Genomic DNA, 26123 nt, shown 5'->3' with positions numbered 1-26123 from the left:
GCTGTTGCGCTTCGCTGTTCCGCAGGTGTGCTCCCCTCTCCCGCAAGCGGGAGAGGGGCCGGGGGAGAGGGCCGGCGCTGGCAATAGCGACGGCCTTCGCTTCGTTGATGCTCCTGCCCCCCTCTCCCGCAAGCGGGAGAGGGGACCGGCTTGCGGTGGTTCAAGCGCTAACGCCGCGCGCTGTCGTGCAAACAGCGTTGGCCTCAGCCACCGCCCTGCTGCGCCGCGGCCAGCTCTGTAGTCTTCACCGCCATGATGAAATCATTGCGGTGCAAGCCCTTGATCTTCTTGGTGCGCCACGACACCGTCGCATGTCCCCAGCCGAAGCTGATCTCGGGATGATGCCCCTGCGCCTCGGCCAGCTGGCCGACGCCGGTCACAAAGGCCAGCGCCTGCGCGAAATTGCCGAAGCTGAAACGCCGCTCGAGCCGCGTCGCGCCATCGGCCAGTTCCCAGCCGGGCGCCTGCTGCAATAGCGCCTCAGCTTCTTCGGGGGTCAACGGCGGCACACCGCCTCGGCAAGGCGTGCACGATTGCGCTGCCAGGTCTTCACTCATGTCCATGCTATGGCTCCCCGACCGGCAACGCGCCGAACTCACGCGCCCTCGGTCTCGCTCAGTGCGCGCAGGTACTCACGGCTCCACCAGTGCACATCCTGCGCGCGGATGCGCTCCAGCAGTTTCTGGTGACGCTGATGGCGCTCGGCCAGCGGCATGTGCAACGCCTGCTGGATCGCCTGCGCGGTGGCGCGCGTGTCGTAGGGATTGACCAGCAGCGCCTCGCGCAGCTGCTCGGCCGCGCCGGCAAAGCGCGACAGCACCAGCACGCCCGGGTCTTCGGGATCCTGCGCCGCGATGAATTCCTTGGCCACCAGGTTCATGCCGTCGCGCAGCGGCGTCACCAGCGCCACGCGGCTGGCGCGGCACAGGCCGGGCAGCCGCTTGCGCGCGGTGGTGCGGTGGATATAGCGCACCGGCATCCAGTCCAGTTCGCCGAACTCGCCATTGATCGAGCCGCTCAGCTGCTCCATCTCGCGGCGCAGGTCGGCATAGGCGTCGACCGATTCGCGCGAGGGCGCGGCGATCTGCACCAGCGTCGCGCTCGAGCGGTTCTCGGGATACTCGGCCAGCAGCCGGTAGAACGCCTTGAGCCGCTGCGGCAGGCCCTTGGAATAGTCGAGCCGGTCGATGCCCAGCAGCAGCCGGCGGCGCGCATATTGCGCGCACATCATCTCGTAGGTTTCCTGCGCTTCCTCGCCGCGGCCCAGTTCCATGAACTCGTCGACGTCGATGCCGATCGGGAACGCCTGCGCCCGCACCGTGCGATGGAACGCGCGGTAGCGATGCTCGCCCATCGGCTCGGCCTGCGCTTCGGCCTGCACGTAGCGCGAGAAATGCTCCACATCGGCATGGCTCTGGAAACCGAGCAGGTCGTAGGCAAACAGCGCGCGCATCAGCCACTCATGCTGCGGGATCGCGGCCAGGATCAGCGGCGGCGGCAGCGGCACGTGCAGGAAGAAGCCGATCTTCTGGCCGCAGCCGATCGCGCGCAGCTCGGAAGCCAGCGGGATCAGGTGGTAGTCGTGGATCCAGATGATGTCGTCGGGCTGCAGCAGCGGCGCCAGCTTGCGCGCGAACAGCTGGTTCACGCGCCGGTAGCCGTTCAGGAAGTTGGAATCGAAATCCGCGAGGTCCAGCCGGTAGTGGAACACCGGCCACAGCACGCCGTTGCTGTAGCCGAGGTAGTAGGCGTCATGATCTTCGCGGCTCAGGTCGACGGTGGCCAGCGTGACGTTGCCGGCCTGCTGCAGGTGCAGGTCGCCCTCTCCGGGGGTGCCGCCCTGGGCGGTTTGCAGCGCCTTGCCGCTCCAGCCGAACCACAGGCCGCCGGTCTGGCGCAGGGCTTCGGAAAGCGCGACGGCCAGGCCGCCCGCCGCCACGTTGCGGGGATCGGCGACCCGGTTGGATACCGCTACAAGTCTTGGCATAGATTTTCTTCTTCAGTCCTTTGTTCTTTGTGCCGGCCCTGCCGCCGTGCCAGCGTGCCACCCCGCGTTGCGCGATCAGATCACCGTATCCCAGGGCGCCGACAGCCGCATGGCGCCATTGATCAACCCGACCATCGAGTAGGTCTGCGGGAAATTGCCCCACATCTCGCCGGTCACCGGGTGGGTATCCTCGGACAACAGCCCGAGCGGGTTGCGTGCCGCCAGCATGGCCTCGAAGATCTCGCGCGCCTCGTCGCGGCGGCCGATGCGCGCGAGCGCGTCGATGCGCCAGAAGGTACAGATATTGAACGCGGTCTCGGGCTTGCCGAAGTCGTCCGGGGCCTCGTAGCGGCGCATATAGGGACCATCGCACAGCGTGGTCTCCAGCGCCTTGACGGTGGCGATAAAGCGCGGGTCGCGCGGATCGATGAAGTTGACCTCGGCCATCAGCAGCACGCTGGCGTCCAGCTCGCGCCCGCCGAAGCTTTCGGCGAAGGCCTGGCGAGATTCGCTCCACGACTCGGCCAGGATCCGCTCTTTCATGCGGTGGGCGTGGCCGTGCCAGTACGCGGCGCGCTCGGGCAGCACCAGCTTCTCGGCCACCTTCGCAAGCCGGTCGCAGGCGGCCCAGCTCATCAGCGCCGACGAGGTATGCACGCGCGCGCGCGTGCGCAGCTCCCACATGCCGGCGTCGGGCGTGCCGAACACCCGCACCGCCTGCTCGCCCACCGCTTCCAGCCGGCCGAACTCGGCCGGGCCGCCGCGGTGCAGCAGCCGGTGGTCATGGAAGGCCTGCGCCGCCCCCAGCACCACGTTGCCATAGACGTCATGCTGGAAGTGCTCCTGCGCCTGGTTGCCGACGCGCACCGGCCCCATGCCGCGGTAGCCGGGCAGGTGGTCCAGCATGCTTTCGGGCAGCTCGCGCTCCAGGCCGATGCCGTACAGCGGCTGGATATGTCCGTCCTGCGACTGCATCACCACGTTGGAGAGCCAGCGCAGGTAGTCCTCCATGGTGCCGACCTCGGACAGGCTGTTGAGCGCGCGCACCACGAAGAACGCATCGCGCAGCCAGCAGAAGCGGTAGTCCCAGTTGCGGCCGCTGCCCGGCGCTTCCGGAATGCTGGTGGTCATGGCCGCGACGATGGCGCCGGTCTCTTCGTACAGCGACATCTTCAGCGTGATGGCGGCGCGGATCACCGCGTCCTGCCATTCGCGCGGCACCGCCAGCCGGCGGCTCCACAGGCGCCAGTAGGCGGTGGTTTCCTGCTCGAAGTCGCGCGCGGTCTCTTCCACGCCGTGCGCCAGCGTCTCGTCCGGGCCGAGGATGAAGTTATGCCCGCGCGTGACCAGAAACGGCGTGTGCGACAGCACGTAGGCAAGCGGTGCGTCGGTGGTCATGCGCAGGGTCATGTCGTCGCCGATGTAGCGCACGTGGCTGCTGCCGCGCGTGATCTGCGGCGCCTTGCGGCCCCATTCGAAGCGCGGCGCCACCACCACGCGCACGCGCGGGGCGCCGCGCACCGGGCGCATGCGGCGGATCAGCGTGGTCGGGCGGAAATAGCGCCCGAGCCGGAAAAAGCGCGGCGCGAAATCGGTGATCTCCAGGCAGTTGCCATGGATGTCCGTCAGCCGCGTGCGCAGCACCGCGGTATTGGGCTCATACCACTGCCGCGACGAATGGAAGTCCTCGATCTCGATCGAGAAATGGCCGGCGTTCTCGCTCGGGTCCAGCAGCGCATTGAACACCGGGTCGCCGTCGAAGCGCGGCAGGCAGGACCAGACGATGCGGCCGCGGCAGTCGACCAGCGCCGAGATGGCGCAGTTGCCGATCATGCCAAGCGACAGCGACGGGTTGGCGAAGCGCGTGCCGCCGTCCACGGTGCGGTTTACGCCTTCGGTCGGCGGCTTGCCCAGCTCAGCCGGGCTGCTCGGGTTGGTCACGGCAGGTTCTCCCTTACGATGTCGTTGAGCGCCGGCCCGGGCCCGGTCCGGCCTCGTGGGGCACGGCGCGCGGTGCGCCGCCGCTTGCGGACGACGCCAGCGCATGCGCCGAGCGGTGCAGCCAGCTGCGCAGCGCAGCGGGTCCGGGCACGCTCACGGCGGCAACGGACTCGCGCTGGCCGACCAGCACGCCCAGCCCGCCCAGCTTGCGCACCGCGGCGAAGCCGGGCTCGTCGGTCATGTCGTCGCCGGCAAACAGCGGCACGCGCTCGGCAAACGGGGCGGACTTCATGAAGGCGGCGATGGCATCGCCCTTGTCGACACCGGCGGGCTTGATCTCGACCACCATCTTGCCCGGCAGTGCTTCCAGGCCGACGGCATGGCGCAATACGTCAGTGACCGCGGCATCGACGATGCCGGCAAGCTCGGGCGCCTGACGGTAGTGGATCGCGACCGCGACCGACTTGCGCTCCAGCCGCAGCGCCGGGTAGGCGCGCACCAGCGCTTCCAGGTGGGGGATCAGGGGTTCGAGGCCGGGGGCCGGCGTCTTGGACACCATGCCGCCGTCGGTGCGGAATTCGGCGCCGTGGATGCCGGCCGCGGGCAGTTGCAGCGGCTGCAGGAAGTGGTCGAGTTCGATGATCGGCCGCCCCGAGATGACGGCCAGCGCGCCGTCCAGCCGCTGGTACAGCGTGCGTAGCGTGCCGACCAGTTCTGGTTCGACCTGCACCAGTTCGGGCCGCGGGGCCAGGTCGGCCAGCGTGCCGTCGAAGTCGAGAAACAGTGCGGTATTGGGTTCGATTAGCGGTAGCTGTGGCATCGCGTAAAACCGTAACACGTCGTTTTGACCGGCGTCCACCGGGCGCCGTCCTACATGGCGCATGCGCAACCCGGCGCCGATGCAAGCCCGGCGCCGGCCCGGCGGGCCGCCGCGCCATTGCCCGAGTGAATGCCGATCCACTCCACCGGCACGGCATGCGCGTCGCGGCGCCAGCGCCAGGCGGCGGCTGCGTCGCCCCGCCCGGGTGCGCCAGGCCGGCATCCTTTATCATTGACGGTTTCCGCCAGAATTTCCCGGCTTTTTTGCGCGCCTTGCTGCGCGCGCCGCCGGCCAGCCCCGAGACCATGACCCGCCAGTCCGCCGCCCGACCCGATTACCTGAAGAAGATCCTGACCGCCAAGGTCTATGACGTGGCGCAGGAGACCGAACTGACCTATGCGCACCAGCTGTCGGCCCGCACCGGCAACTCGGTCTGGTTCAAGCGCGAGGACACCCAGCCGGTCTTCTCCTTCAAGCTGCGCGGCGCGTACAACAAGATGGCCTCGCTGTCGGCGGAAGAGATCAAGCGCGGCGTGATCGCCGCCTCCGCCGGCAATCACGCCCAGGGCGTGGCGCTGGCGGCGGCCCGGCTGCAATGCAAGGCCATCATCGCCATGCCGGTGACCACGCCGCAGGTGAAGATCGACGCCGTGCGCGAGCGCGGCGGCCAGTGGGTCGAGATCGTGCTGCACGGCGAGTCCTACAGCGACGCGTACAACCACGCCGCGGTGCTGGAGAAAAAGCACAAGCTGACCTTCATCCACCCCTTCGACGACCCCGAGGTGATCGCCGGCCAGGGCACCATCGCCATGGAAATCCTGCGCCAGCATCCGGGCCCGATCCACGCGGTGTTCGTCGCCATCGGCGGCGGCGGGCTGATCTCCGGCATCGCCGCGTACATCAAGGCGGTGCGCCCCGAGATCAAGGTGATCGGCGTGCAGACCGTCGACTCGGACGCGATGAAGCGCTCGGTCGATGCCGGCAAGCGCATCGAGCTGAAGGAAGTGGGCCTGTTCTCGGACGGCACCGCGGTCCGGCTGGTCGGCAAGGAGACCTTCCGCATCACGCGCGAACTGGTCGACGACATCATCCTGTGCGATACCGACGCGATCTGCGCGGGCGTGAAGGACGTGTTCCAGGACACCCGCAGCATCCTCGAGCCGGCCGGCGCGCTGGCGGTAGCGGGCCTGAAGGCGTACGCCGAGCGCGAGAAGCTCAAGGGCCAGCACCTGGTGGCAATCGCCTGCGGCGCCAACATGAACTTCGACCGCCTGCGCTTTGTGGCCGAGCGCGCCGAGGTAGGCGAGGCCCGCGAAGGCGTGTTCGCGGTGACCATCCCGGAAGAGCGCGGCAGCTTCAAGCGCTTCTGCGAGCTGGTGGGCACGCGCAGCGTGACCGAGTTCAACTACCGCATCGCCGACACCAGCATGGCGCATATCTTCGTTGGCGTGCAGATTGCCAGCCGCGCCGAGAACGACAAGATCGCCGCCAGCTTCCGCAAGCATGGCTTCGACACGCTGGACCTGTCCAACGACGAGCTTGCCAAGCAGCATATCCGCTACATGGTTGGCGGGCGCTCGGCGCTGGCGCATGACGAACTGCTGTACCGCTTCGAGTTCCCCGAGCGCCCGGGCGCGCTGATGAAGTTCCTGTCGAGCATGAGCCCGAACTGGAACATCAGCCTGTTCCACTACCGCAACCAGGGTGCCGACACCTCCAACATCCTGGTCGGCATCCAGGTGCCGAAAAACGAGAAGCGCGCCTTCCGCGCCTTCCTTTCGACGCTGGGCTACGTACACTGGGACGAGACCGACAACCCCGTGTACAAGCTGTTCTTGTCCTGATTGCTGTCCCGATTTCCGCCGAGCGTCCCATGAGCCTCCCTGAACACTCGCCGCTGGGCAAGCCCTCGGCCTACAAGACCGAATACGACGCCTCGCTGCTGTTCCCGATCCCGCGCCAGCCCAAGCGCACCGAGATCGGCCTGCCCGAAGGCAAGCCGGTGCCGTTCTTCGGCGTCGACATCTGGAACGCGTACGAGCTGTCGTGGTTGAACCTGAAGGGCAAGCCGCAGGTGGCGCTGGCCACCTTCATCATCCCGTCGGACACGCCCAATATCGTCGAATCCAAGTCGTTCAAGCTCTACCTGAACTCGTTCAACCAGACCCGCATCGCCTCGCCGGAAGCGCTGCAGCAGCTGCTGCACCATGACCTGTCCGAAGCCACCGGCGGCACCGTGCAGGTGCGTCTGGTGACGGAGGCTGACCTCGGCAAGCAGCAGATGGGCGAGCTCGACGGCCTGCTGCTGGACCGCCTCGACATCGAGGTGGACCGCTACGAGCCCGCTCCCGAACTGCTGTTCGCCGACCAGGACGAAACGCCGGTGGAAGAGACGCTGGTGTCGCACCTGCTCAAGTCCAACTGCCTGGTCACGGGGCAGCCCGACTGGGGCAGCGTGCAGATCCGCTACGTCGGCGCGCCGATCAACCAGGAAGCGCTGCTGAAGTACCTGATCTCGTTCCGCAACCACAACGAGTTCCACGAGCAATGCGTCGAGCGCATCTTCATGGACGTGATGCGCCAGTGCAAGCCGGTCAAGCTGGCGGTGTATGCGCGTTACACGCGGCGCGGCGGGCTCGATATCAACCCGTTCCGCACCAACTTCAATACGGCGTGGCCGGATAACAAGAGGAATGCGCGGCAGTAGGAAGCGCTCCCGGTAGTTCTCTCACAGCATCTCCCATCCCCGCTGGTTTGCTCCCCTCTCCCGCTTGCGGGAGAGGGGACCGGCCTTCAGTATTTGGGGCGGCAACGTTGCTTGCTAGCCTCCCTTCGTATCCCCTCAAAACACATTGTCCCTTCGGCCTCCATGACGCAGGCCCAAGTTGTAACCGCCCTTGAATTAATTAACGCGAAAATTAATATTAACTGAACACACCCTGTCCCACCAAGCCATCCGCCATGCCCCGCAAACCCGCCCCCACGAAGCCACCCAGGCGCAGCCCGGGCCGACCCGCGGCGGGCCAGCCCGGACAGCGCGAGCGCATCCTCGACGCGGCCACCGAGCTGTTCTCGCGGCAAGGCGTGGCCGGGACGCCGGTCAAGGCCATCGCGACATCGGCCGGCGTCACCCCGGCACTGGTGCACTACTACTTCGGCGACCGCGACCTGCTGCTCGACGCCGTGATCGAGGAAAAAGTGCAGCCGCTGGTGGCCCGCTTCTTTGCCGGCAGCCCGTCCGACGACGAGCCGCTGGCGATGCTGGTCGGCATCGCGACCCGGCTGATCCACGCCGTCACGGGGGCGCCGTGGTTCCCGGGCCTGTGGATCCGCGAAGTGGCCAGCGATGACGGCGCGCTGCGCGAGCGCGTGCTCAGGCGCTTTGCGCTGGAACGCGCCGGCGCGCTGATGGCGCCGCTGGCGGCAGCGATTGGCCGCGGGCAGCTCAACCCTGGCCTGGAGCCGGCGCTGGTGGTGCCGTCGCTGGTCGGGCTGGCGTTGCTGCCGCTGGCCACCACGCACATCTGGCGCCGGCTGCCCGGCGCCGAGGCGGTCGATACGGACGCGCTGGTGCGCCATGTCACGGCGCTGCTGACCCACGGGCTCTCGCCCGCACCGGCAAGCCCGAAGACGCCCGCAGGCGCCGCCCGACCGAAGGGCCGCACGGCCAGGCATTCTCCGGAGTCCGCATGAACCACGCTGTTTTCCCTGCTTGTCCGCGGCCGCGCGCGGTGCTGCGCGGCACTGCCCTGCTCGGCGCCGCGCTGCTTGCCGCCGCTTGCGGCAACGCGCGCATCGATACCTGGCAGGGCTACGTCGAAGGCGAATTCGTCAGCGTGGCCTCGCCCTTCGCCGGACGCCTGGACACGCTGTCGGTGCAGCGCGGCCAGCAGGTCGCGCAGGGCGCGGCGCTGTTCGCGCTCGAAGCCGACGACGAGCGCGCCGCGCGCCAGCAGGCCGCGGACCAGTTGCGCGCCGCCGAAGCCACGCTGCAGGACCTGAAGACCGGCAAGCGCCCGCTCGAGGTGGAGGTCAGCCGTGCCCAGCTCGCGCAGGCGCAGGCGCAGGCCCAGCGCAGCGCCGCGGCCTGGCGGCGCGACCAGCGCCAGTACGAGATCGGCGGCATCGCCCAGGCGCAGCTCGACGAATCGCGCGCGCAGGCCGGCAGCGACGCCGCGCGCGTGCGCGAACTGCAGCGCGATATCGACGTGGCGCGCCTGCCTGGCCGCGATGCGCAGCAGGCGGCCCAGGCGGCGCAGGTGGCGGCCGCGCGCGCGGCGCTGGCGCAGGCGGAGTGGAAGCTGTCGCGCAAGACCGTGGCGGCGACGCAGGCCGGGCTGGTCTACGACGTGCCGTACCGCCTGGGCGAATGGGTGCCGGCCGGCAGCCCGGTGGTACGCATGCTGCCCCCGGGCAACGTCAAGGTGCGCTTCTATGTGCCGGAAACGGTGGTGGGCGCGCTGCGCAACGGCCAGGCGGTCCAGGTGCGCTGCGACGGCTGCGCCGCGCCGGTGGCCGCCACCATCAGCTATGTCGCCAACGAGGCCGAGTACACGCCGCCGGTGATCTACAGCAACGAGACCCGGCGCAAGCTGGTGTTCCTGGTCGAAGCGCGGCCGTCGGCCGCCGATGCGCCCAGGCTGCGGCCCGGCCAGCCGGTGGAAGTGGTGCGGCAATGAACGCGACCGCCAACGGCACCAGCCTCGGCCTCGCCATCGACGTGCGCGGGCTGAACAAGCACTTCGGCGACAAGCATGTGGTCAACGACCTCAGCATGCAGGTCGCGCGCGGCGAGATCTTCGGCTTCCTCGGGCCCAACGGCAGCGGCAAGACCACCTCGATCCGCATGATGTGCGGACTGCTGACGCCGGACTCCGGCGCGGGCACCTGCCTGGGCTTCGACATCCTGACCGAGTCTGACGAGATCAAGCGCCGCGTCGGCTACATGACGCAGAAGTTCTCGTACTGGGACGACCTGTCGATCCGCGAGAACCTGGATTTCGTCGCGCGCGTGTACGGCATGCCCAACCGGCGCGAGGCCGTCGACCGCGCGCTCGAGGACCTGGGCCTGGCGACGCGCTCGGCGCAACTGGCCGGCGCGCTGTCGGGCGGCTGGAAGCAGCGCCTGGCGCTGGCGGCCTGCCTGCTGCACGAGCCCGAGCTGCTGCTGCTCGACGAACCCACCGCCGGCGTCGATCCCAAGGCGCGGCGCGACTTCTGGGAGCAGCTGCACCAGCTGGCCGCGCGCGGCATCTCGGTGCTGGTCAGCACGCACTACATGGACGAAGCAGAACGCTGCCACAAGCTGGCCTATATCGCCTACGGCAGGCTGCTGGCGCAGGGCACCGCCGATGAAGTGGTGGCAAGCCAGCGGCTCTCGACCTGGAGCGTGGAAGGCGCCGACCTCGCGGCGCTGTCGGCGCAGCTGCAGGGCGCGCCGGGCGTGGAGCAGACCGTGGCCTTCGGCACCGCGCTGCACGTGACCGGGCGCGATGCGCAGGCGCTGGCCGAGACCCTCGCGCGCCTGGCCGGGCCGGGCCGGCGCATCGAGCAGGCGCGGACCAGCCTCGAAGACGTGTTCATCCACATGATGAGCGGCGCCGAGGACAACATGGCGCGCAAGACCAGGGAGGCGCCATGACGCCGGCCACTGCTTCAGCATCGGCGCGCTTCTCGCTGCAGCGCTGGTGGAGCATCGTGCTGAAGGAATTCCTGCAGCTGCGGCGCGACCGCGTCACCTTCGGCATGATCGTCGGCCTGCCGATCATGCAGCTGCTGCTGTTCGGCTTTGCCATCAATACCGACCCGCGCCAGCTGCCGACTGCGGTGATCGCCGCCGACCAGAGCGAGTTCACGCGCTCGTTCATCGCCAGCATGGAGCAGTCGACCTACTTCAAGCTGGTCGGCACGCTGCCCGACGAGCGCGCCGGGCGCGAAGCGCTGATGAAAGGCGAGGTGCAGTTCGTACTGACCATCCCGCCCGACTTCACGCGTCGGCTGCTGCGCGGCGAACGGCCCGCGCTGCTGGTCGAGGCCGACGCCACGGATCCTTCTGCCACCGGCCAGGCCATCGCCGCGCTGCCGCAGCTGCCCTACCGCGTGGCCACGCATGACCTGAAGGGCGCGCTGGCGCCACTGGCGGGTGGCAGGCCGCCTTTCGACGTGCAGGTGCAGCGGCTCTACAACCCGGAAGGCATCACCCAGTACAACATCGTCCCTGGCCTGATGGGCGTGATCCTGACGATGACGATGGTGATGATGACCGGCCTGGCAATGACGCGGGAGCGCGAGCGCGGCACCATGGAGAACCTGCTGGCCACGCCGGTGCGGCCGCTCGAGGTGATGACCGGCAAGATCGTGCCGTACATCTTCATCGGGCTGATCCAGTCCACCATCGTGCTGCTGGCCGCGCGCTGGATCTTCAGCGTGCCCTTTGTCGGCTCGGTGCTGGCGGTGTACCTGGCGGCGCTGCTGTTCATCGCGGCCAACCTGACCGTGGGCATCACGCTGTCGTCGCTGGCGCAGAACCAGCTGCAGGCGATGCAGCTGACGTTTTTCTACTTCCTGCCCAACATCCTGCTGTCCGGCTTCATGTTCCCGTTTGCCGGCATGCCGGGCTGGGCGCAGGCGATCGGCAACATCCTGCCGATGACCTATTTCCACCGCATGGTGCGCGGCATCCTGCTCAAGGGCAACGGCTGGTTCGAGCTGTGGCCCAATCTGTGGCCGATGGCGCTGTTTATCGTGGTGGTGATGGCGATCGCGGTGCGTTTCTACCGGCGCACGCTCGATTGAAGGAGCGGCTCATGCAACGACTGACGTCCCTGTTCGCCGCCGCGCTGCTGTGCGGCTGCGCGGTCGGGCCCGATTTTCGCGTGCCCGCGCCGCCGGACGACGCCGGCTACGTGCCGGGTCCGCAGCCGGTGGCAACCGTTGCCGCGGACGGTGCCGACGCGCCCGGCCAGGCCCACGCGCAGACGCTGGCGGCCGGCGCCGATGTCCCGGCGCAGTGGTGGACGCTGTTCCGCAGCCCGGCGCTGGACGCCACCATCCGCAGCGCGCTCGCGGCCAGCCCGACGCTGGCGCAGGCCCGCGCGCGGCTGCTGGAAGCGCAGGAAAACCTGGCCGCCCGCACCGGCGCGACGCGCTGGCCTGCCATCGACGCGAAGCTGGACACCTCGCGCCAGCAGGTCGATTTCCAGTCGCTGGGCATCACCGCCATTCCCAGCCCCGGCCCGTTCACGCTGTACGGCGCGACGGTGCAGGTGTCGTACGCGCTGGACCTGTTCGGCGGCCAGCGGCGCGAGCTGGAAGGCCTGCAGGCGGTGGTGGACTACCAGCGCTACGAACTCGAGGCCGCGCGCCTGGCGCTGGCCGCCAACGTCGCCACCGCCGCCATCCGCGAAGCCGGCCTGCGCGCGCAGCTGTCCGATACCGCCGCGATGGTCGCGGCGCAGCAGCGCCAGCTCGGCATCACCGAGGCACGCCTGCGCGAAGGCGGCGTCGCGCGCGTCGAGCTGCAGCGCCGGCGCGCCGAGCTGGCGCAAACCCGGGCGCTGGTGCCGGCGCTGCAGCGCCAGCTCGATGCCACCCGGCACCAGCTCGCGGTCTACACGGGCCAGACTCCGGCGTCGGCCGCGCTGCCGGAATTCCATCTCGATGCGCTGCACCTGCCCGACACGTTGCCGGTGAGCCTGCCCGCGACGCTGGCGCGCCGCCGGCCCGATATCCGCGCGGCCGAGGCGCTGCTGCACCAGGCCTCGGCCAATATCGGCGTGGCCACCGCCAACCTCTATCCGCAGGTCACGCTGAGCGCCAGCGGCGGCACGCAGGCCACCGCGGCGCGCGACCTGTTCAGCAGCCTCAACGTCTGGAGCCTGGCCGCGGGACTGGTGCAGCCGGTGTTCCGCGGTGGCGAGCTGCAGGCGCGCAAGCGCGCGGCGGAAGCGGCGTATGAACAGTCGCTGGCCGCGTACCGGCAAGCCGTGCTGCAGGGCCTGCAGGATGTCGCCGATGCGCTGCGCGCGCTCGAGGCCGACGCCGCCGCGCTGCGCGAACGCGCCGACGGCGCGCGGCAGGCGCGCGATACGCTGGCGGTGGTGTCGGAGCAGTACCGGCTCGGCGGCGTCAGCCAGCTGGCGCTGCTGGATGCCGAGCGGCAGTCGCGCCAGGCCGCGCTGGAACTGGCGCAGGCGCGCGCCGACCGGCTGGCGGATTCGGCGGCGCTGCTGCAGGCGCTGGGGGGCGGGTGGTGGGAAGAAGACGCCGCGATGGCGTCAGCGCCACGCTAGCGGCGCGCAGCTTGGCGTCCGGCACCACGCTCAGGTCTTGTCGCTCTGCGTGTACCAGTAGGTGCGCTTGCGCTTGCCGGCGCTGGCGGGTTTCACTTCCTGGCCGCCCAGCGAAGACTTGTCGTCGCCGCCGGTGCCGCCCGCCTTGCCGCCGCCGATCAGCACCGGCACCAGCCGGGTCGAGCCATCGGCCTGCGTGACCGACACCATGCCGAACACCGGAGACGGCGGCAGCCCGCCGTTGTCGAAGGTGACATAGCGCGGCCCGTTGTTCATGCCAAGCCCGGTCAGGAACGACACTGCGTAGCCGCGCGCCACGCCGAGGTCGGGATAGCAGGCGCCGGGCTGGACCTTGGAAGGCGTGTTGGTGCCGAAGTACGTGTAGCCCGCCACGGTCAGCGGCGCATTGACCGCCTTCTCGCCGAATTCCAGCGACAGGTAGAAGCCGCTCGCCACCGCCGAATCGCGATAGGCCACGCTGGTCGCATCGACCAGATCGGCCGCCTTGACCGCCGTCCAGGTCGAAGGCAGCCTGCCGTCGACGTTCGTGTCCTTGACCATGAAGAAGCGGTTGCGCACGTTCTGCGCCGCGCCCGGGGTCTGGCTCAGCGAATACAGCGGCTTCTCGCGGTCGCCCGAGGCGATCATCACGGCATCGTACTTGCCGGTAGCAACCACATCGGGCGGATAGAGGAACTTGCGCGCGTCGTTGGTGTTCACCGCCCCGCCCAGCTGGGCCAGCTTGCCGACGGTCCAGGTCGACGGCACGTCGGTTTCCAGCGCGCCGAAGTCAATGCGCCAGACATTGCCGCCCACGTCGCCGACGTAGGCCTTGTCGGCATAGCCGTCGCCGTTGCGGTCGACCACGGCAACGTCCGAAGGGATCGCGCGGCTGTCGATGGTGACGCAGGTTCCGGTGGTGATGCCGGCGCAACTGCCCAGCGCGGCCCAGACCACGTTGCCCGTGGCGGCGTCGAGCACGAGCACGCCGCGGCCCTGCTTGTTCGCCGCGGTGGGTTCGCCGCCGAGCGCCGGGTCGGAGTCTTCGCCGTCCGGGTCATAGCCCGCTCCCATGATCAGTACCGGCGTGCTGTAGCCGCGCACGCGCATCACGCGCGGCTGAGACCAGGTCTGGCCCAGTTCCGGGATATCGGCACTGGTCTTGCTCCACAGGTACTTCGGCTGCGCCGGATCGCTGACGTCGAGCGCATACACCAGGCGGCCGCCGCGCCGCGCGGTCAGGTAGATGGTCACCTGCGGCGCGGCCGGGTTGCTCAGGTTCTGGTAGACCGTGGTGGTGCCGTCGAAGAAATAGTCGCGCGGCGTGAACTGGACCTCGGCGGTGTCTTGCGGGCTGCCGGTCAGCCGCACCTCGGGCGCGTTGTTGTAAAGGCGTGCCAGCTTGCCGTAGAACTCGGGCGCGACAAAGCCCCACAGCTCGCCGCCGGCGCGCACCTGCCCGGCGCCGGTGGAAATCGCGCCGGTGCGGTTGCCGTTGACGGCATGGAACACGCCGTCATTGGCGCCGTAGAACACTACCACGCCGGTGCTGCCGCCGTAGTCGACCACCACCGGACGCGAATGCAGCACGTCACCGTGGATCGAGCCGCGCACCGTGACGTTGCCGCCGGGGCCGGGCTCGGCTTCCTTTTTCGGATCGGTGCCGGTCAGCGCGGCAAAGACGTCCTTGCCGCGCACCCAGTCGATCATGTTGGCCACGTCGGCCGCCGTGGTTTTCAGCAGCGACGGGCCGTTGCCCTCGGTCAGCGCCTTGTTGGCGGCACTGAAAGCGGCCAGCGGCGTGCCCTTGGTGCATTTGGCGTCGGCACAGGTCAGCAGCCGGCGCGCGCCCTGGCTGGTCAGGTAGTCGGCGCGCAGCATTTCACCGGCACCGCCCTTTTCGACGATCTCGCCATCGGGCGCGTCCTTGGCGTTGCGCAGCTGCGCCGAGGCATTCTTCCAGAAGCCGTCGGCGGGCCAGTCCGTGACGATGCTGGAACTGGCCACCTGCTTCGGCGGATCCTCGGTCCAGTAGCTGCGCGCATTGGGCGAGATAAAGCCGGTGCCGGCATTGCTGATCGCGCTCTTCGACGTCTGATCGGTGCCGCCCGGCACGCCGGCATCGAGCATCACCAGGTTGCCGTTGGTGTCGTAGCCCAGCTTGTATTGCTTGAGGTTGCCGACCCAGCGCGGGCGCGCCTTGCCGTCCGGGCGGAACATGCCGATGTAGACCTGGTTCAGGTACGAGCCCTGCCCGTTCACGCTGACCGGCAGGCTGACCGAGGCGAACACGTTGTTGACCGCCTGCATCTCGTTGAAGATGTCCTTCAGCGCCTTGGCCAGCGCGTCGTCGTCGCCGGCCCGCACCGTGAAGTTGCCACCGCCGCCCTTGGTGGCCATGCTGTTGACGAACTCCAGGTAGTCCAGGCTCTGCTTGCTGCCGTCCGTGACGCCAATGGTGTAGGTGATGATGTTCTGGCGCGTCGCCGTGACCGAACCCGCGTTGTTGGCCGCGTTCAGGTCCATGCCGTTGAGGAAGCGCGCCCACTCATCGCCCCAGTTGTCGATGTTGTTGCCCCGGGACAGCGGAATCGGCGTGAGCTGCGCGGCGGTGGCGCCCGCCTCCCTGAGCTTGTTATAGGCGTCCTGGCCGGTGTCCTGAGGCTTGCCGTTGTTGAGCGCGTTGGCAATGTAGATGATGAAGTTCTTCTGGCACGGATTGCTGATCGGCGACTTGTAGGTGGTGCCAGACAGCCCGGTCTTGCCGGAGAAGAACGCCCAGGCCTCCTGCATGGCACCGCCGACCTGCGAGTTGTTGGAGCTGTCCTTGGTGCGGTCGATGCTCTTGATGAACGCCAGCATCTGCTCGCCGCCCGCCTGGTCCAGCAGCACCAGCCCGGACGGCGCGGTCGGCGGCGTGACGCTGGGGAAGCGGAACTGGGCGCCGGTGTTGTTGCTGCCCCCGAACATCATCACGCCGAGGTTGATCTTGCCGGTGGTATTGGGGTCGCGGATCAGGTCCGACACCGCCTTGTACAGCGCGCACTGCTCGGCGCCGACGTTGTTGTTCAGGTTGTTCGGCCCCACCACGCCCGGGGTTTCGCAATCGACCTGCGCATTGGCGTTCCATGCCGAGGCGTTGTCCAGGATCAGCAGCACATTGGGACGCGCGCCGGCGTTGGCCTGCAGTCCGGTGAACAGGTCGATGTCTTCTGCCTGCGCCGCAGGCGCGGCGGCCAGCCCGAACAGGGCCGTGGCACAGGCAGCATAGGCGCGAAGCCGGCGGGCGGACATGGACATGCTGGTTTTTCCTCTTAAAGATCTGCGGCGCGCCCGTGGCAATCAGGGGCAGGTGGAGCCATACAGCGTGCGCACGGCCACGCCCTGGTGCACCGTCGCGACCGTGCCGGTGTTGGCGTCATTGACTGTGGCGGCGACATCCCACTGCGTATCGTTGCAAAGCGAGCTGACCACGTTGGCGCCGCCCGGGCCCACCACGAGATTGCCGTTGCCGGTACTGCTGCCGAGCGTACATTCGGCATCCTCGGGATGCTTCTCCGGATCGATCACCTTGGCCACCGGCTTGCTGGTCACGCAGGCAGGCACGGCCACCTGCGCCACGTAATCCGCGGTGCCGTCGCCGGTCACGTCGACTGGCACGTCCACCGCCACCGGCGCCTTGGTGAAGTCGTCGCTGATCACCTGCTCGATCGCCTGCTGCGCCACGTCGCGTGCCTCGGCGCTGTGCTGCTGGTTGGATGCCACCTTGACGTTGATCAGGCCGGAATTCACCATGGCCACCGCGATCATCAGGAACATCACCATGAACACCAGCGTCACCACCAGCGTGACCCCGGATTGACTGCGGCGCAGCGCGCCACCGGTTGACTTGATCGTGGTTCTCATCGCAGTGTGGTGCCGGTATGGCGTCATTGCTCGCGCAGGCCGGCCACGTTGACCAGCCGCGCCACCTGGGCGTAGACGTGGCGCTTGTAGCCGTCGTTGAACGGACCCGCGGCCACCGCGCGGCCGATTTCGTAGGTGCGGTTGTCGGTATGGCCGCCGGAAGGCTTCAGCGTGCGCGCCAGCAAGTGCACGCGCACGGTGGTGACATTGGCCAGGTTGTTGATCGCCACGCCCCAGTCATAACCCGGCACGGCGGTGCACACGCCGCTGTTGTTGGCGCGCGGATCGGTCACATAGCAGTCGGCCGAACCGTTGCCGTCCTGGTCCACGCCGTACTGCACATGCATGTCCTGTACGCCCTGTGCCACCGAGCGCGACTGGAACGCGCCGTTGACCAGCTCGGCCATCTTCAGCGTGGGAATGCCGTCGCCGCCGTTGCTGCAGCGGTCGCAGCCGGCCAGGTAGAAGATGCGCACCATGGCCCGGCGCAATTCGGCCGGCTGCGCCGCATCGCAGGCCTTGGTGCGCAGCCCGAAGGCCGCCGCGCCGCTGGCGTCGAAGACGAAGTTCTGCGCGTCCTGCGAACACGCCGACACCTGCAGGTAAGCCGACCCCGGCGCAGGCGCGGCCACCGGCGTGGTCGACACGCGGCGGACCACCAGCACCTCGGAGGTCGCTGCGAGATCCGGCAGGCACGGGGCTGCCACGCCCGGCGCATAGCCGGTCAGCGCCAACGGCACGGTCTCGGCGGTGGGCGAGAAGCCCAGCGCGGCGGGATCGGTCGCGCACAGCGCCGGCTCCGCGGCCTTGTTGCCGCGCGCGATATTGCCCACGCCGAAGAACCCGGCCAGCTCTACTTCGCGCCGGATCTGCTCGAGCGCATAGCGCCCGTTCTCAACCTGTTCGGCAGCCTTGGCGAACTCGGTGCGCGACAGGCTGTTGGCGTAATACAGGCCGGCCAGCGCGGTCAGCAGCACCAGGCCGATGGTGATGCCGATCATCAGCTCGATCAGCGAGATGCCGCGCTGGCGGCGCAGGCGCGTGGCGCCGCGGCGGAAGGCAGGCACAGCGATGCGCGGCGCGGTCATGACACAGTCCCGAGCGTGCCGATGCGGATCTGGGTGCTGACCGCGCGGCGATAGGCGTCGTTGCCATACTGGTCCTTGCCGCATCCCAGCGCCGGTGCGCCCGTGGTGGCCAGGCCCTGCCACGCCACGGTGATGCGGTAGACCTGGTTGACCGCGTCGACGGTCTCGATGCAGCCGCGCGCGCCGATCATGGCGCCCACGGCTTGCGCCGGATCGGCGGCGCTGGCGCCCGGGCGCTTCTCGGCGCTGCCGAGCAAGGCCGCGTTCCAGGCCTGCAGGTCGGCGTCGGCGGTGGCGTTCTGCGCGGCGCTGCCCTGCGTGCACGCGGCCGGCGGCGCGGCCGCGCTGCCCAGCTGCATGCCGGCGGCGCCGTTGGCATAGCACGCCGCCACCTGGCGGTTGGCATTCAGGCGCGCGGCCATGTCCTGCAGCAGCGCCAGCGCCTGCACGCGCTGGTAGGACTCCATCTCGGTCTGCCCCGAGCGCGCCACCAGTCCGGCCGTGCCCAGCAGCGCGACCAGCAGGATCACCACGGCCACCAGCACTTCGATCAGCAGGAAGCCGCCCTGCGCACGGCGCACGGGCAGGCGCCGCCGCGGCGACGGGATGCGCGAAGCGATGCGCGTCATGTGCAGGCTCCGTTGGTGGAGGCGATGCGGCCGGTCTCGCTGACCTGCACGCATACGCGCGCCGTGGCCCCGGTGTCGCCGCTGGGCGCAAGCTCGAAGGTCATCGCCGCGCCGGTCAGCCGGCCGTCGTTGCCAAGCGCCAGGCCGCCGGCCGCACTGGGCGTGATGGTGAGGCCGCCATAGGGCCCGAACGAACGAACCGTCTCGGCGCCCGCGCTGACCGTCCAGCCGGCAGTCCAGGCGGCGCCCGTGGGCGCCAGCGAAACCGTGGCATTGCGCTTGACCGCTTCGCTACGCGCCAGCACCAATGCCGAGGCCAGGTCGAGCGAGGCGCTGCGCACGCGCTGGCCGGCGAGCAGCGCGGCAAAGGACGGCGCCGCCGCGACCGCCAGGATCGCCAGCACCGACAAGGCGCACAGCAGCTCGATCAGCGTAAAGCCGCGCCAGGCGGAAAGCCGCCTGTCATGCGCGTGGGCAGGGGTGGGCCGCATGGTCAGTTCCAGCAGTCGGTGCCGGCGCCCGACGCGGATTTGGCGCCGGCGCTGGTCAGCGTCAGCGTGCCGCAATCGGTGTCGCTGAGCTGGCTGCCCCTGGGCGTGGCCACGATGCGGTAGCCCGGCGGCAGCGCCGCGTTTGGTGTCACCGTGACGTCGTAGCGCGTGGCCAGCCCTGCGGGCACCGACATGCCGAGCGCACCGAGCGTGGCGGCATAGGCGCGGTTGTCGACCAGGAAGCGCTCCTGCGCGCCCGCGACCTCCAGCATGAACGATTCGATCGCCGCGCGGTTCGAGCGCACCACGTAACGGCTGTAGTTGGGAATGGCGACGGCGGCAAGAATGGCGATGACCGCCACGGTGATCATGACTTCGATCAGCGTGAAGCCATGCGGCGGCCTGCCCCGGCATGGCATGCCGGCAGCCCCCTGAGTCCGGCCAGCCTGGACGCCTGTGTGGTATCCGACCCCCGGTTTGACCCTGAATATGACCCGAAACGGCGGGTTGACCCTCCCACCGTGTCGCACTGCCGGGCTTCTATGTCCCATGCTCGCGCTCCGCTACTCATTATGTTCCGGACGACCGAATTCCGGAGGTTATGGCGCGGAGTGTAAGTCACGATGCGTTAAGCGGGTAAGGAAAATACGATGCCGGTTGGCCGGCGTTGTAGCGAAGTGACAGTGGCGCCGCCGGTTGTCGCCAGCGATCAAGAATCCGGCGCGCACGGCCGTTAATCCGCCCGCCCTCGCCACCGACGCGGTGCGCAGGCGGCCGCACCTGTGCAACAATCGTTACAACCTTGAAGCCGGAGCACCCATGCCGTCCGATTCCCACGCCTCATCCCGGCCCGGGCCCCCAATGCCACCGGCGCCACCAGCGCCACCCGGGCCGTCCGCGCCGCCCCACGACCTGGAGGCCTTGCTGGAAATGCTGCGCCGCGGCTTTCCCTCCCTCAGCACGCAATTCCAGGGCGGCGCCCGCTATCTGCTTGACCATCCGCAGGACGTGCCGGTGCTGTCGATGCGCAAGATCGCGGCCAGCGCCGGCGTGCAGCCGGCCACGCTGGTGCGGCTGTCGCAGCATCTGGGCTTCGACGGCTGGCAGGCCATGCGCGAGCTGTTTGTCGACGCGCTGCGCGGCGGCACCCAGCCGTATGCGCGCCGCGCGCGCAAGGTGGTGCGCGAAAGCAGCGCCAGCCGCATGCTGGACGAGATGCTAGAGACCCAGCACCGCAACCTGGACCGGATCGCCGCCAGCAACGAGAAGACGCTGCCGCAAGCCGCAGAGCTGCTGTCGCACGCGGCGTGCGTGCATGTGGCGGGGTTCCGCTCGTGCTTCCCGATCGCCTTCACCTTCCACTATGTCTACCGGCTGTTCCGCAGCACCGTGCACCTGATCCGCGCCGATGCGGGCACGCTGGAGATGGAGCTGCGCGGCCTGGCGCCCAAGGACGCGGTAGTGGTGGTCAGCTTCGCCCCGTACTCGCAGGAGAGCATCCGCGTGGCCGAGGCCGCGCGCGAGTGCGGCTGCAAGGTGATCGCGCTGACCGACAGCACGGTCGCGCCGATCGCGCTGGCCGCCGACTGCACGCTGCTGTTCTCGGTCGAAAGCCCGTCGTTCTTTCCGTCGATTACCGCCGGCGTGGCCGTGGTCGAGGCGCTGGTCGAACAGCTGCTGGCGCGCAAGGGCAAGGGTGCGATCCGCGCACTGGAGCAGGCCGAGGGCGAATTGCACCGCACCGGCGCCTACGTGACGCCCGGCCACAGCTAGGCGCAGCGGCGCGCGCCCGGCCGAAAGCGCGGCCCGGCCGCTATTACTGCGTGCACTTCTCCTGATACGCCTGCTGCAGCGACTTCCGGGGCCGGTCCCGTTCCAGTTCCGGCACCTTGCGGCCCTGCGCGGTTTCGATGGTGGGCTCGGTGGCGCGGTACGTGCGCTTGGGCGCCTGCGCGATCTGTTCGGCCAGCGCACGGCACTCGTCCGAGCGGACGCTGGCCGGCGTTGCCGAAGGGTCGGGCCGGTAAGGGCTGCTGCCCTCCTGCACGGCTTCATTGATGGCGGCGGCGGCGCCGCCCTGGTCCTGCCGCTGCGCATGCGCGCCGCACGCCACCGCCAGGGCGCCAAGGGCGACGAGGGCGGCAATGCGGTTCAGGATTCGCTGGCGTCTTGGCATGATGCGATCTCTCCTCGGGCTCGACGGTTTCATGTAAGTACCGCGAGCTTAATCGTTCCCGCGCGGCCTGGCACTACCGGCATTTGCGGCACCTGCGACCGTACCCGCCGCGGCGCCCTCGCCGGCGCCGGCATCTGCGCCCTGCGCAGTGTGCGCGGCCTCACGCCAGTCCTGCCGCTGGCGCCGCATCTGGCCCAGCGCCATGCGGGTCATGCTGGCCCACCCGGACGGCCGTGGATCGGCCAGCATGCTCAGCGCGCGGGCGTAGTCCAGGGTCAGGCCGGGGGTCCACGCCATGGTCTTGGCGCGCTTGCGGATCTGCGCCGCCACCCATAGCTCCGGCGTGGCGAGCAGGCGCCACAGCGGCCGCCAGCCGCGTGCCTGGCGCCACACCCGGGCCGAAGCGCCTTCCAGCGCCGCCTCGAGCGCGTGCGAAACCGTGCTGGAGCAATTGCGATAGGTCAGGTTGTAGGTGGTGTCCTGCCGGTACGCCTCCCAGAAGCGGCGCAGGCGCTCGGGGTCGTAGTTGCGGATGCGCACCTGTACTGTCGAGGGGCACCAGGCGCGCGCTTCGGTCTCGTAATCCGGCTGGAACTTGCCGGCCACGTCGTTCTCTCGCGTGGCGCGCAGGATGCGGGTGAATTCGTGGGGCGAGCGGTCGATCTCTTCGGCCGGATACAGGCTGATGTAGATGCCCTCGGGCGACTCCAGCGCGGCGTGGCCGGTGGAGATGACCCCGTCGCGGTCCACCGCGGCGATATAGCGGTCGACCAGCGGCTGGCGGCGCGCTTCGCCGCGCGCGGAGCCGACCGGGGTCCAGACGTGCACCGTCAACGCATGCTCGCCGGGCCCGGGCGGACCGTCCCACAGGGTCAGCTCGGGCGCCCCGCCGGCCGCGTGGAGCGCGTGCGCGGTATAGGCGGGCGCCGGGGCCGGCGACGCATCGGCCGGGTCCATGCCGGGGTTATGGTCGAGCCGGCGCAGGCGCGAGGCCAGCAGCAACAGGTTCCAGCCGCCGAAGATCAGCCCCAGCCCAAGGCAATACGGCACGGTGCCGACGTAGTGGGTCGGATACGGCTGATAGAAGAAGATCGCGACCAGGATCTCGAACACGCCGACCGCGACGGCCAGGCGCCAGGTGCGGAAGCGCACCACCCGCGCCGACACGATCTGCAGCAGCCCGTCGGCCAGGAACAGCGTGCCGAAGATCATCGACAGCACGAAATGGCCGTGATGGTGGCCGGCCAGGATCAGCAACGCGGCAAGGCAGAACGACACGCCCTTGACCTGGCGCAGCGTGCGCTGTCCGCCGATGCCGCTGCGCGCCACGACCAGCGTGGCCAGGCCTTCGAGCAGCAGCACCACCGCGAACGGCGTCATCGGGAAATAGATGGCGTTGTCCAGGGCATCGACAAACACCACCAGGCCCAGCAGCACGCTCGCGCAGCCCAGCCACAGCAGGCCGCGCCAGCGCGCGCGCAGGTAGTCAACGCCCAGCAGGATCATTACCAGTCTTGCCATGTCCGGTTATCCCCTCTTGTTGTCGGCCGCGGCGGGCGGCCCTTGGCTTGAGTACAGACGCAATGCCCAGCGCCGCAGCGGCAAGCTGGAACGATGACGCCAGACGCTAGCCGCGGCGATGCCTGCCGCCCTCGTCGTCCAGTTCCCAGTCGCGGCGCATCATGACGTAGGTGAACGAGGTCGACCAGCCGATCAGGATCAGGCCGACCAGCGGCTCGATACTGGCGATCAGTCGGGTCGCGCCCACCGGAACGATATCGCCCAGGCTCTGCGTGGTAAAGGTTTCCAGGGCGAAGTAGGCATAGCGCAGCGCGCCCGGCTGTGCGCGCGCGGCCTCGACACCGGGCACGGCCACGCTGGCCAGCCCGCCCAGCCCCAGCACGCGGTCGGCAAACCAGAAGCCAACGGCGAACACCAGCGCCTCGAGGCAATGGACCAGGATAATGCAGACGATCAGCACGCCGATATTCATGCGCCCGCTCCAGCGCCGCGGGTGCATCGCGGACAGCAGGCGCAACGCCTCGTAGTGGATGCCGACCACCGTCACGGTCAGCACGGCGGTGCACAGCAGGGCCAGCGAGTAATGTTCGGCGGAGGTTTCCATGCGCGGGGCGCTCCCCTCTGGCGTCGATGCAATCGGGATGTACGGACCGGGCCGGTCAAAAAAAAATGACGCCCTCCAAAAATAACACCGGAAGGCGTGGGGGAAAACCAGGACGCGCAGGTGGCCTGCTCGCGTCGTGCGCCGGCGGCCCTGGCAGAGGGTCTGGAAGCGGCATTCATCGATGGGATCCCGGTTCGGTACCGGTTGGCTTCAATCTACAAGGCAAAGCGACGACGAGGAATCGTGCATTCGCATGGGCTGTTTCAACCATGAAGCCCATCCCTGGCAGCATGTATGCCGCGCCGTTGCCGTGCTCGTGCTTGCGGCAGGCCGGCCGAAGGCCTCTTTGCCGTATCGGCCGGCCTGCCGCCGGACGGCGTGCGATGCACTATGCTGAATACTCCAACCGTTCTGCGTGGAGGCTACCGTGCGCAAGTTCCTTCCCATGGTCACGGCGATCGTGCTGTGCGGCGCCACCGGCATGGCATTCGCCCACAATTGTCCCAACGAGATGAAAGCCATCGACGCCAAGCTCTCGACCAAGCCCGCGCTCTCGCCCGAGGATGCCGCCAAGGTTTCCAAGCTGCGCGCCGACGGCGAGGCCTATCACAAGGCCGGCAAGCATGATGAATCGATGAAGTCGCTGCTCGAGGCAAAGAAGATCCTGGGCATCTGACAGACGATGCCGTTCACAAGACAAGACCGCCACGCTTCGAGTGTGGCGGTCTTGCAATACGTGCCGCGGATGCGGCAGCGGCCTCAGGAGCCGGAGCCAACCTGCTGGATCACGCCGTTGGGCGCCACCAGGTAATACTCGGCGCCGATCCCGACCCAGCGCGTACCCTTGCGCGGCGCCGGCAGGTTGTACTGCTTGTAGTCGTCGATCACATACTGGCGGTCGCGGAACTCGGTGGGCAGCCGGTCGCCCTTCTTCCACTGCTGCACCTGCATATACGGCGAGTTCTGCGCCGCCGGCGCGGACGCCGCCATGGGATCGGTCATCGGCTTGGACCTGGCACCGCCCTGCGCCATCGCGAACGGCGCCGCCAGCACGCTTGCCGCCAGCAACAACACTGGCATCGCTTTCTTGGTCTTCATCGTGATCTCCTTGCGTACGGGAAAACCGAACTGCCGGAGGATCCGACAGCATCTACCAGATTAGTCACAAATGCCGGGAAGCGGGCATAAGGAGGCCGCGGCGCCTGGGGCAAGTGCCTGCCCGCGCGTTCACAATTGTTTGCCGGTCCGGCCCCCATTCGGGGGTGCGCCTGCGGCGCCACCCATGTCTAGAATGCTGGCACAGAAACAATTTGTTACCAGCCGGCGCCGTCCAGTCCAATTGCTGCGGGCCGCATTGCGGGACCCGCCGACGGCGCGACATCGTGCAGGCGCGGGGGCATGCCGCTTTCCATGTTCCCTGGCTAGCGCGCTTTGACGCGCTTCGCACGCAGGCTTGATTCCCTGCCAGGGAACACCAAGACAGGGGACGCTTTCGTGTTGCACGATGCCGGTCGATTCCTGGCACTGGTCAATCCCGCCATTGCCTTGCTGCTTGCGCTGTGCTTTCTGTTTGCCTGGCACCACGAGCGCACGCGGCCCCACCTGCTGCAGCTGGGCGCCTGCTATCTGCTGGCCGCGGCGGCCATCGGCCTGCAGGTCTTGTGGCCGCCGCGCGCCGGCGGCGGGCCTGCCACCATCGCCGGCGCGCTCTACCTGGGCAGCGCCGCGCTGCTGTTGCACGGCATGCTGGCCCGCATCGGCGCGCGCCCGGACCGCTGCGCGGGGGTGGCGCTGCCGCTTGCGCTGTTCGGCATGGTGGCGTGGTTCGACCTGGTGCATCCGAGCCTGGTCGCGCGTATCTACGTTCTGAACGTCGGCGTTGCGCTGATCCTGCTGCCGGGGGTGGCGTCGCTGGCACCGCTGCGCACCGGCCGCACAGTGGACCGGGTGCTGCTCTGGGTGTTCGTGGTGTTTGCGCTGCAGTTCCTGCCGCGCACGCTGCTGGCGCTGGCGCCGGGCACCGCGCACGATGCCGCCGCGCTGCTCCCCACTCCCTGCTGGCTGTGGCTGCAGGCCACGCTGGCCTTGCTGCTGCTGGCGCTCGGGCTGGCGCTGCTGGCGGCGACCGCGCAGGACGTGATCGACGACCTGCGCCATGAACGCGATACCGACCCGCTGACCCAGCTGCACACGCGCCGCAGCCTCGAAGCCCTGGCGGCGCGCCAGATCCCGCCGCGCCCGGGCGAGAAGCTCAGCGTGCTGCTGTGCGACCTGGACTACTTCAAGTTCATCAACGACAACTACGGCCACAGCGCGGGCGATGCGGTGCTGACGCAGGTCGGCCGCATCATCGCCGCGGGCATCCGCCGTCGCGATATCGCCGCGCGCCTGGGCGGCGAGGAATTCGTCGTGCTGTTGCCCGACACCCCGCACGAGGCGGCGCTGCAGCTGGCCGAGCGGCTGCGCCAGACGCTGGAGCAGACCAGCATGGACGTGCTGCCCGGCATGGGCAACGTGACCGCCAGTTTTGGCGTGGCCACGCTGCGGCCCGGCGAAGATCTGGAAGCATTGCTGATGCGCGCGGACAACGTGCTGTACGCGGCCAAGAACAACGGCCGGAACTGCGTCGAGTGGGAGCGCGAGGCCGGTGTGCCGGCACTGGTCTGAAG

The 26123-nt window shown here is 68.9% G+C and carries 24 protein-coding genes; 10 read left to right on the top strand and 14 right to left on the bottom strand.

Annotation, left to right across the window (positions count from 1 at the left end; genetic code table 11):
* Positions 1 to 203: 203 nt before the first annotated feature.
* The 4 genes from RALTA_RS01825 to otsB form a co-directional block, all read right to left on the bottom strand.
* The gene (locus tag RALTA_RS01825; protein WP_041232262.1) at positions 204 to 557 is read right to left on the bottom strand and encodes a 4a-hydroxytetrahydrobiopterin dehydratase; all 354 of its coding nucleotides are present in this window, start codon (positions 555 to 557) and stop codon (positions 204 to 206) included.
* Between the two features lie 38 nt (positions 558 to 595).
* Positions 596 to 1987: an alpha,alpha-trehalose-phosphate synthase (UDP-forming) gene (gene otsA, locus RALTA_RS01820; protein ID WP_012351706.1), complete on the bottom strand. Its 1392-nt coding sequence runs from the start codon at positions 1985 to 1987 to the stop codon at positions 596 to 598.
* Positions 1988 to 2062: 75 nt separating this feature from the next.
* Complete coding sequence (locus tag RALTA_RS01815) at positions 2063 to 3928, bottom strand: glycoside hydrolase family 15 protein (RefSeq protein ID WP_012351705.1); 1866 nt, start codon at positions 3926 to 3928, stop codon at positions 2063 to 2065.
* 13 nt (positions 3929 to 3941) lie between these two features.
* Positions 3942 to 4748 carry a trehalose-phosphatase gene (otsB, locus tag RALTA_RS01810; RefSeq protein WP_012351704.1) on the bottom strand — a complete coding sequence of 269 codons (807 nt, stop codon included), beginning with the start codon at positions 4746 to 4748 and terminating at the stop codon, positions 3942 to 3944.
* Positions 4749 to 5053: 305 nt separating this feature from the next.
* On the opposite strand from otsB, the gene ilvA reads away from it, so the two are divergent.
* From ilvA to RALTA_RS01775, 7 genes are all read left to right on the top strand, one after another.
* A complete protein-coding gene (gene ilvA, locus RALTA_RS01805; RefSeq protein ID WP_012351703.1) occupies positions 5054 to 6592 on the top strand; it encodes a threonine ammonia-lyase, biosynthetic in 1539 nt (512 codons plus the stop codon).
* 29 nt (positions 6593 to 6621) lie between these two features.
* A complete protein-coding gene (gene queF, locus RALTA_RS01800) occupies positions 6622 to 7455 on the top strand; it encodes an NADPH-dependent 7-cyano-7-deazaguanine reductase QueF (RefSeq protein WP_012351702.1) in 834 nt (277 codons plus the stop codon).
* A gap of 254 nt (positions 7456 to 7709) precedes the next feature.
* Positions 7710 to 8441, top strand: a complete 732-nt coding sequence (locus RALTA_RS01795; protein WP_012351701.1) for a TetR/AcrR family transcriptional regulator — start codon at positions 7710 to 7712, stop codon at positions 8439 to 8441.
* Entirely contained in the window at positions 8438 to 9427 is a 990-nt protein-coding gene (locus RALTA_RS01790) for an HlyD family secretion protein (RefSeq protein ID WP_012351700.1), read from the top strand. Before RALTA_RS01795 ends, RALTA_RS01790 begins: the two co-directional genes overlap by 4 nt.
* Positions 9424 to 10389, top strand: coding sequence for an ABC transporter ATP-binding protein (locus RALTA_RS01785; RefSeq protein WP_012351699.1), 966 nt, complete (start codon positions 9424 to 9426; stop codon positions 10387 to 10389). Before RALTA_RS01790 ends, RALTA_RS01785 begins: the two co-directional genes overlap by 4 nt.
* Complete coding sequence (locus tag RALTA_RS01780; protein ID WP_012351698.1) at positions 10386 to 11543, top strand: ABC transporter permease; 1158 nt, start codon at positions 10386 to 10388, stop codon at positions 11541 to 11543. The genes RALTA_RS01785 and RALTA_RS01780 overlap by 4 nt, the downstream gene beginning before the upstream one ends.
* An 11-nt stretch (positions 11544 to 11554) precedes the next feature.
* Positions 11555 to 13039, top strand: a complete 1485-nt coding sequence (locus RALTA_RS01775) for an efflux transporter outer membrane subunit (protein ID WP_012351697.1) — start codon at positions 11555 to 11557, stop codon at positions 13037 to 13039.
* 30 nt (positions 13040 to 13069) lie between these two features.
* Here RALTA_RS01775 and RALTA_RS01770 read toward each other — a convergent pair whose 3' ends face one another.
* From RALTA_RS01770 to RALTA_RS01745, 6 genes are read right to left on the bottom strand one after another with little or no spacing between them, the layout of a single operon-like run.
* Positions 13070 to 16339 carry a pilus assembly protein gene (locus tag RALTA_RS01770; protein WP_012351696.1) on the bottom strand — a complete coding sequence of 1090 codons (3270 nt, stop codon included), beginning with the start codon at positions 16337 to 16339 and terminating at the stop codon, positions 13070 to 13072.
* 42 nt (positions 16340 to 16381) lie between these two features.
* Positions 16382 to 16945, bottom strand: coding sequence for a pilus assembly PilX family protein (locus tag RALTA_RS01765; protein ID WP_085960174.1), 564 nt, complete (start codon positions 16943 to 16945; stop codon positions 16382 to 16384).
* 23 nt (positions 16946 to 16968) lie between these two features.
* Entirely contained in the window at positions 16969 to 18033 is a 1065-nt protein-coding gene (locus RALTA_RS01760) for a PilW family protein (RefSeq protein WP_012351694.1), read from the bottom strand.
* Entirely contained in the window at positions 18030 to 18662 is a 633-nt protein-coding gene (gene pilV / locus RALTA_RS01755) for a type IV pilus modification protein PilV (protein WP_012351693.1), read from the bottom strand. The genes RALTA_RS01760 and pilV overlap by 4 nt, the downstream gene beginning before the upstream one ends.
* Positions 18659 to 19153: a GspH/FimT family pseudopilin gene (locus RALTA_RS01750; RefSeq protein WP_012351692.1), complete on the bottom strand. Its 495-nt coding sequence runs from the start codon at positions 19151 to 19153 to the stop codon at positions 18659 to 18661. The genes pilV and RALTA_RS01750 overlap by 4 nt, the downstream gene beginning before the upstream one ends.
* Positions 19154 to 19155: 2 nt before the next feature.
* Positions 19156 to 19572, bottom strand: coding sequence for a type IV pilin protein (locus RALTA_RS01745; protein WP_012351691.1), 417 nt, complete (start codon positions 19570 to 19572; stop codon positions 19156 to 19158).
* Between the two features lie 442 nt (positions 19573 to 20014).
* Between RALTA_RS01745 and RALTA_RS01740 the strand changes: the two genes are divergently transcribed.
* A complete protein-coding gene (locus RALTA_RS01740) occupies positions 20015 to 20926 on the top strand; it encodes a MurR/RpiR family transcriptional regulator (protein WP_050976431.1) in 912 nt (303 codons plus the stop codon).
* A gap of 43 nt (positions 20927 to 20969) precedes the next feature.
* On the opposite strand, the gene RALTA_RS01735 is transcribed toward RALTA_RS01740, so the two are convergent.
* The 3 genes from RALTA_RS01735 to RALTA_RS01725 form a co-directional block, all read right to left on the bottom strand.
* Positions 20970 to 21329 carry a hypothetical protein gene (locus RALTA_RS01735; protein WP_012351689.1) on the bottom strand — a complete coding sequence of 120 codons (360 nt, stop codon included), beginning with the start codon at positions 21327 to 21329 and terminating at the stop codon, positions 20970 to 20972.
* 48 nt (positions 21330 to 21377) lie between these two features.
* Positions 21378 to 22850, bottom strand: coding sequence for an HdeD family acid-resistance protein (locus RALTA_RS01730; protein ID WP_012351688.1), 1473 nt, complete (start codon positions 22848 to 22850; stop codon positions 21378 to 21380).
* A 106-nt stretch (positions 22851 to 22956) separates the two neighbouring features.
* Positions 22957 to 23454 carry an ion channel gene (locus RALTA_RS01725; protein ID WP_012351687.1) on the bottom strand — a complete coding sequence of 166 codons (498 nt, stop codon included), beginning with the start codon at positions 23452 to 23454 and terminating at the stop codon, positions 22957 to 22959.
* Positions 23455 to 23899: 445 nt separating this feature from the next.
* On the opposite strand from RALTA_RS01725, the gene RALTA_RS01720 reads away from it, so the two are divergent.
* Positions 23900 to 24130, top strand: coding sequence for a hypothetical protein (locus tag RALTA_RS01720; RefSeq protein ID WP_232348008.1), 231 nt, complete (start codon positions 23900 to 23902; stop codon positions 24128 to 24130).
* A gap of 83 nt (positions 24131 to 24213) precedes the next feature.
* Here RALTA_RS01720 and RALTA_RS01715 read toward each other — a convergent pair whose 3' ends face one another.
* Complete coding sequence (locus tag RALTA_RS01715) at positions 24214 to 24552, bottom strand: RcnB family protein (protein WP_012351685.1); 339 nt, start codon at positions 24550 to 24552, stop codon at positions 24214 to 24216.
* A 396-nt stretch (positions 24553 to 24948) separates the two neighbouring features.
* On the opposite strand from RALTA_RS01715, the gene RALTA_RS01710 reads away from it, so the two are divergent.
* Positions 24949 to 26121: a GGDEF domain-containing protein gene (locus RALTA_RS01710; protein ID WP_012351684.1), complete on the top strand. Its 1173-nt coding sequence runs from the start codon at positions 24949 to 24951 to the stop codon at positions 26119 to 26121.
* Positions 26122 to 26123: the final 2 nt, after the last annotated feature.

It is taken from the genome of Cupriavidus taiwanensis LMG 19424, from assembly GCF_000069785.1.
GTDB classification, from domain to species: Bacteria; Pseudomonadota; Gammaproteobacteria; order Burkholderiales; family Burkholderiaceae; genus Cupriavidus; species Cupriavidus taiwanensis.
Note: the sequence above shows the minus strand (reverse complement) of the source record. Positions and strands in the feature narration are given on the sequence as shown.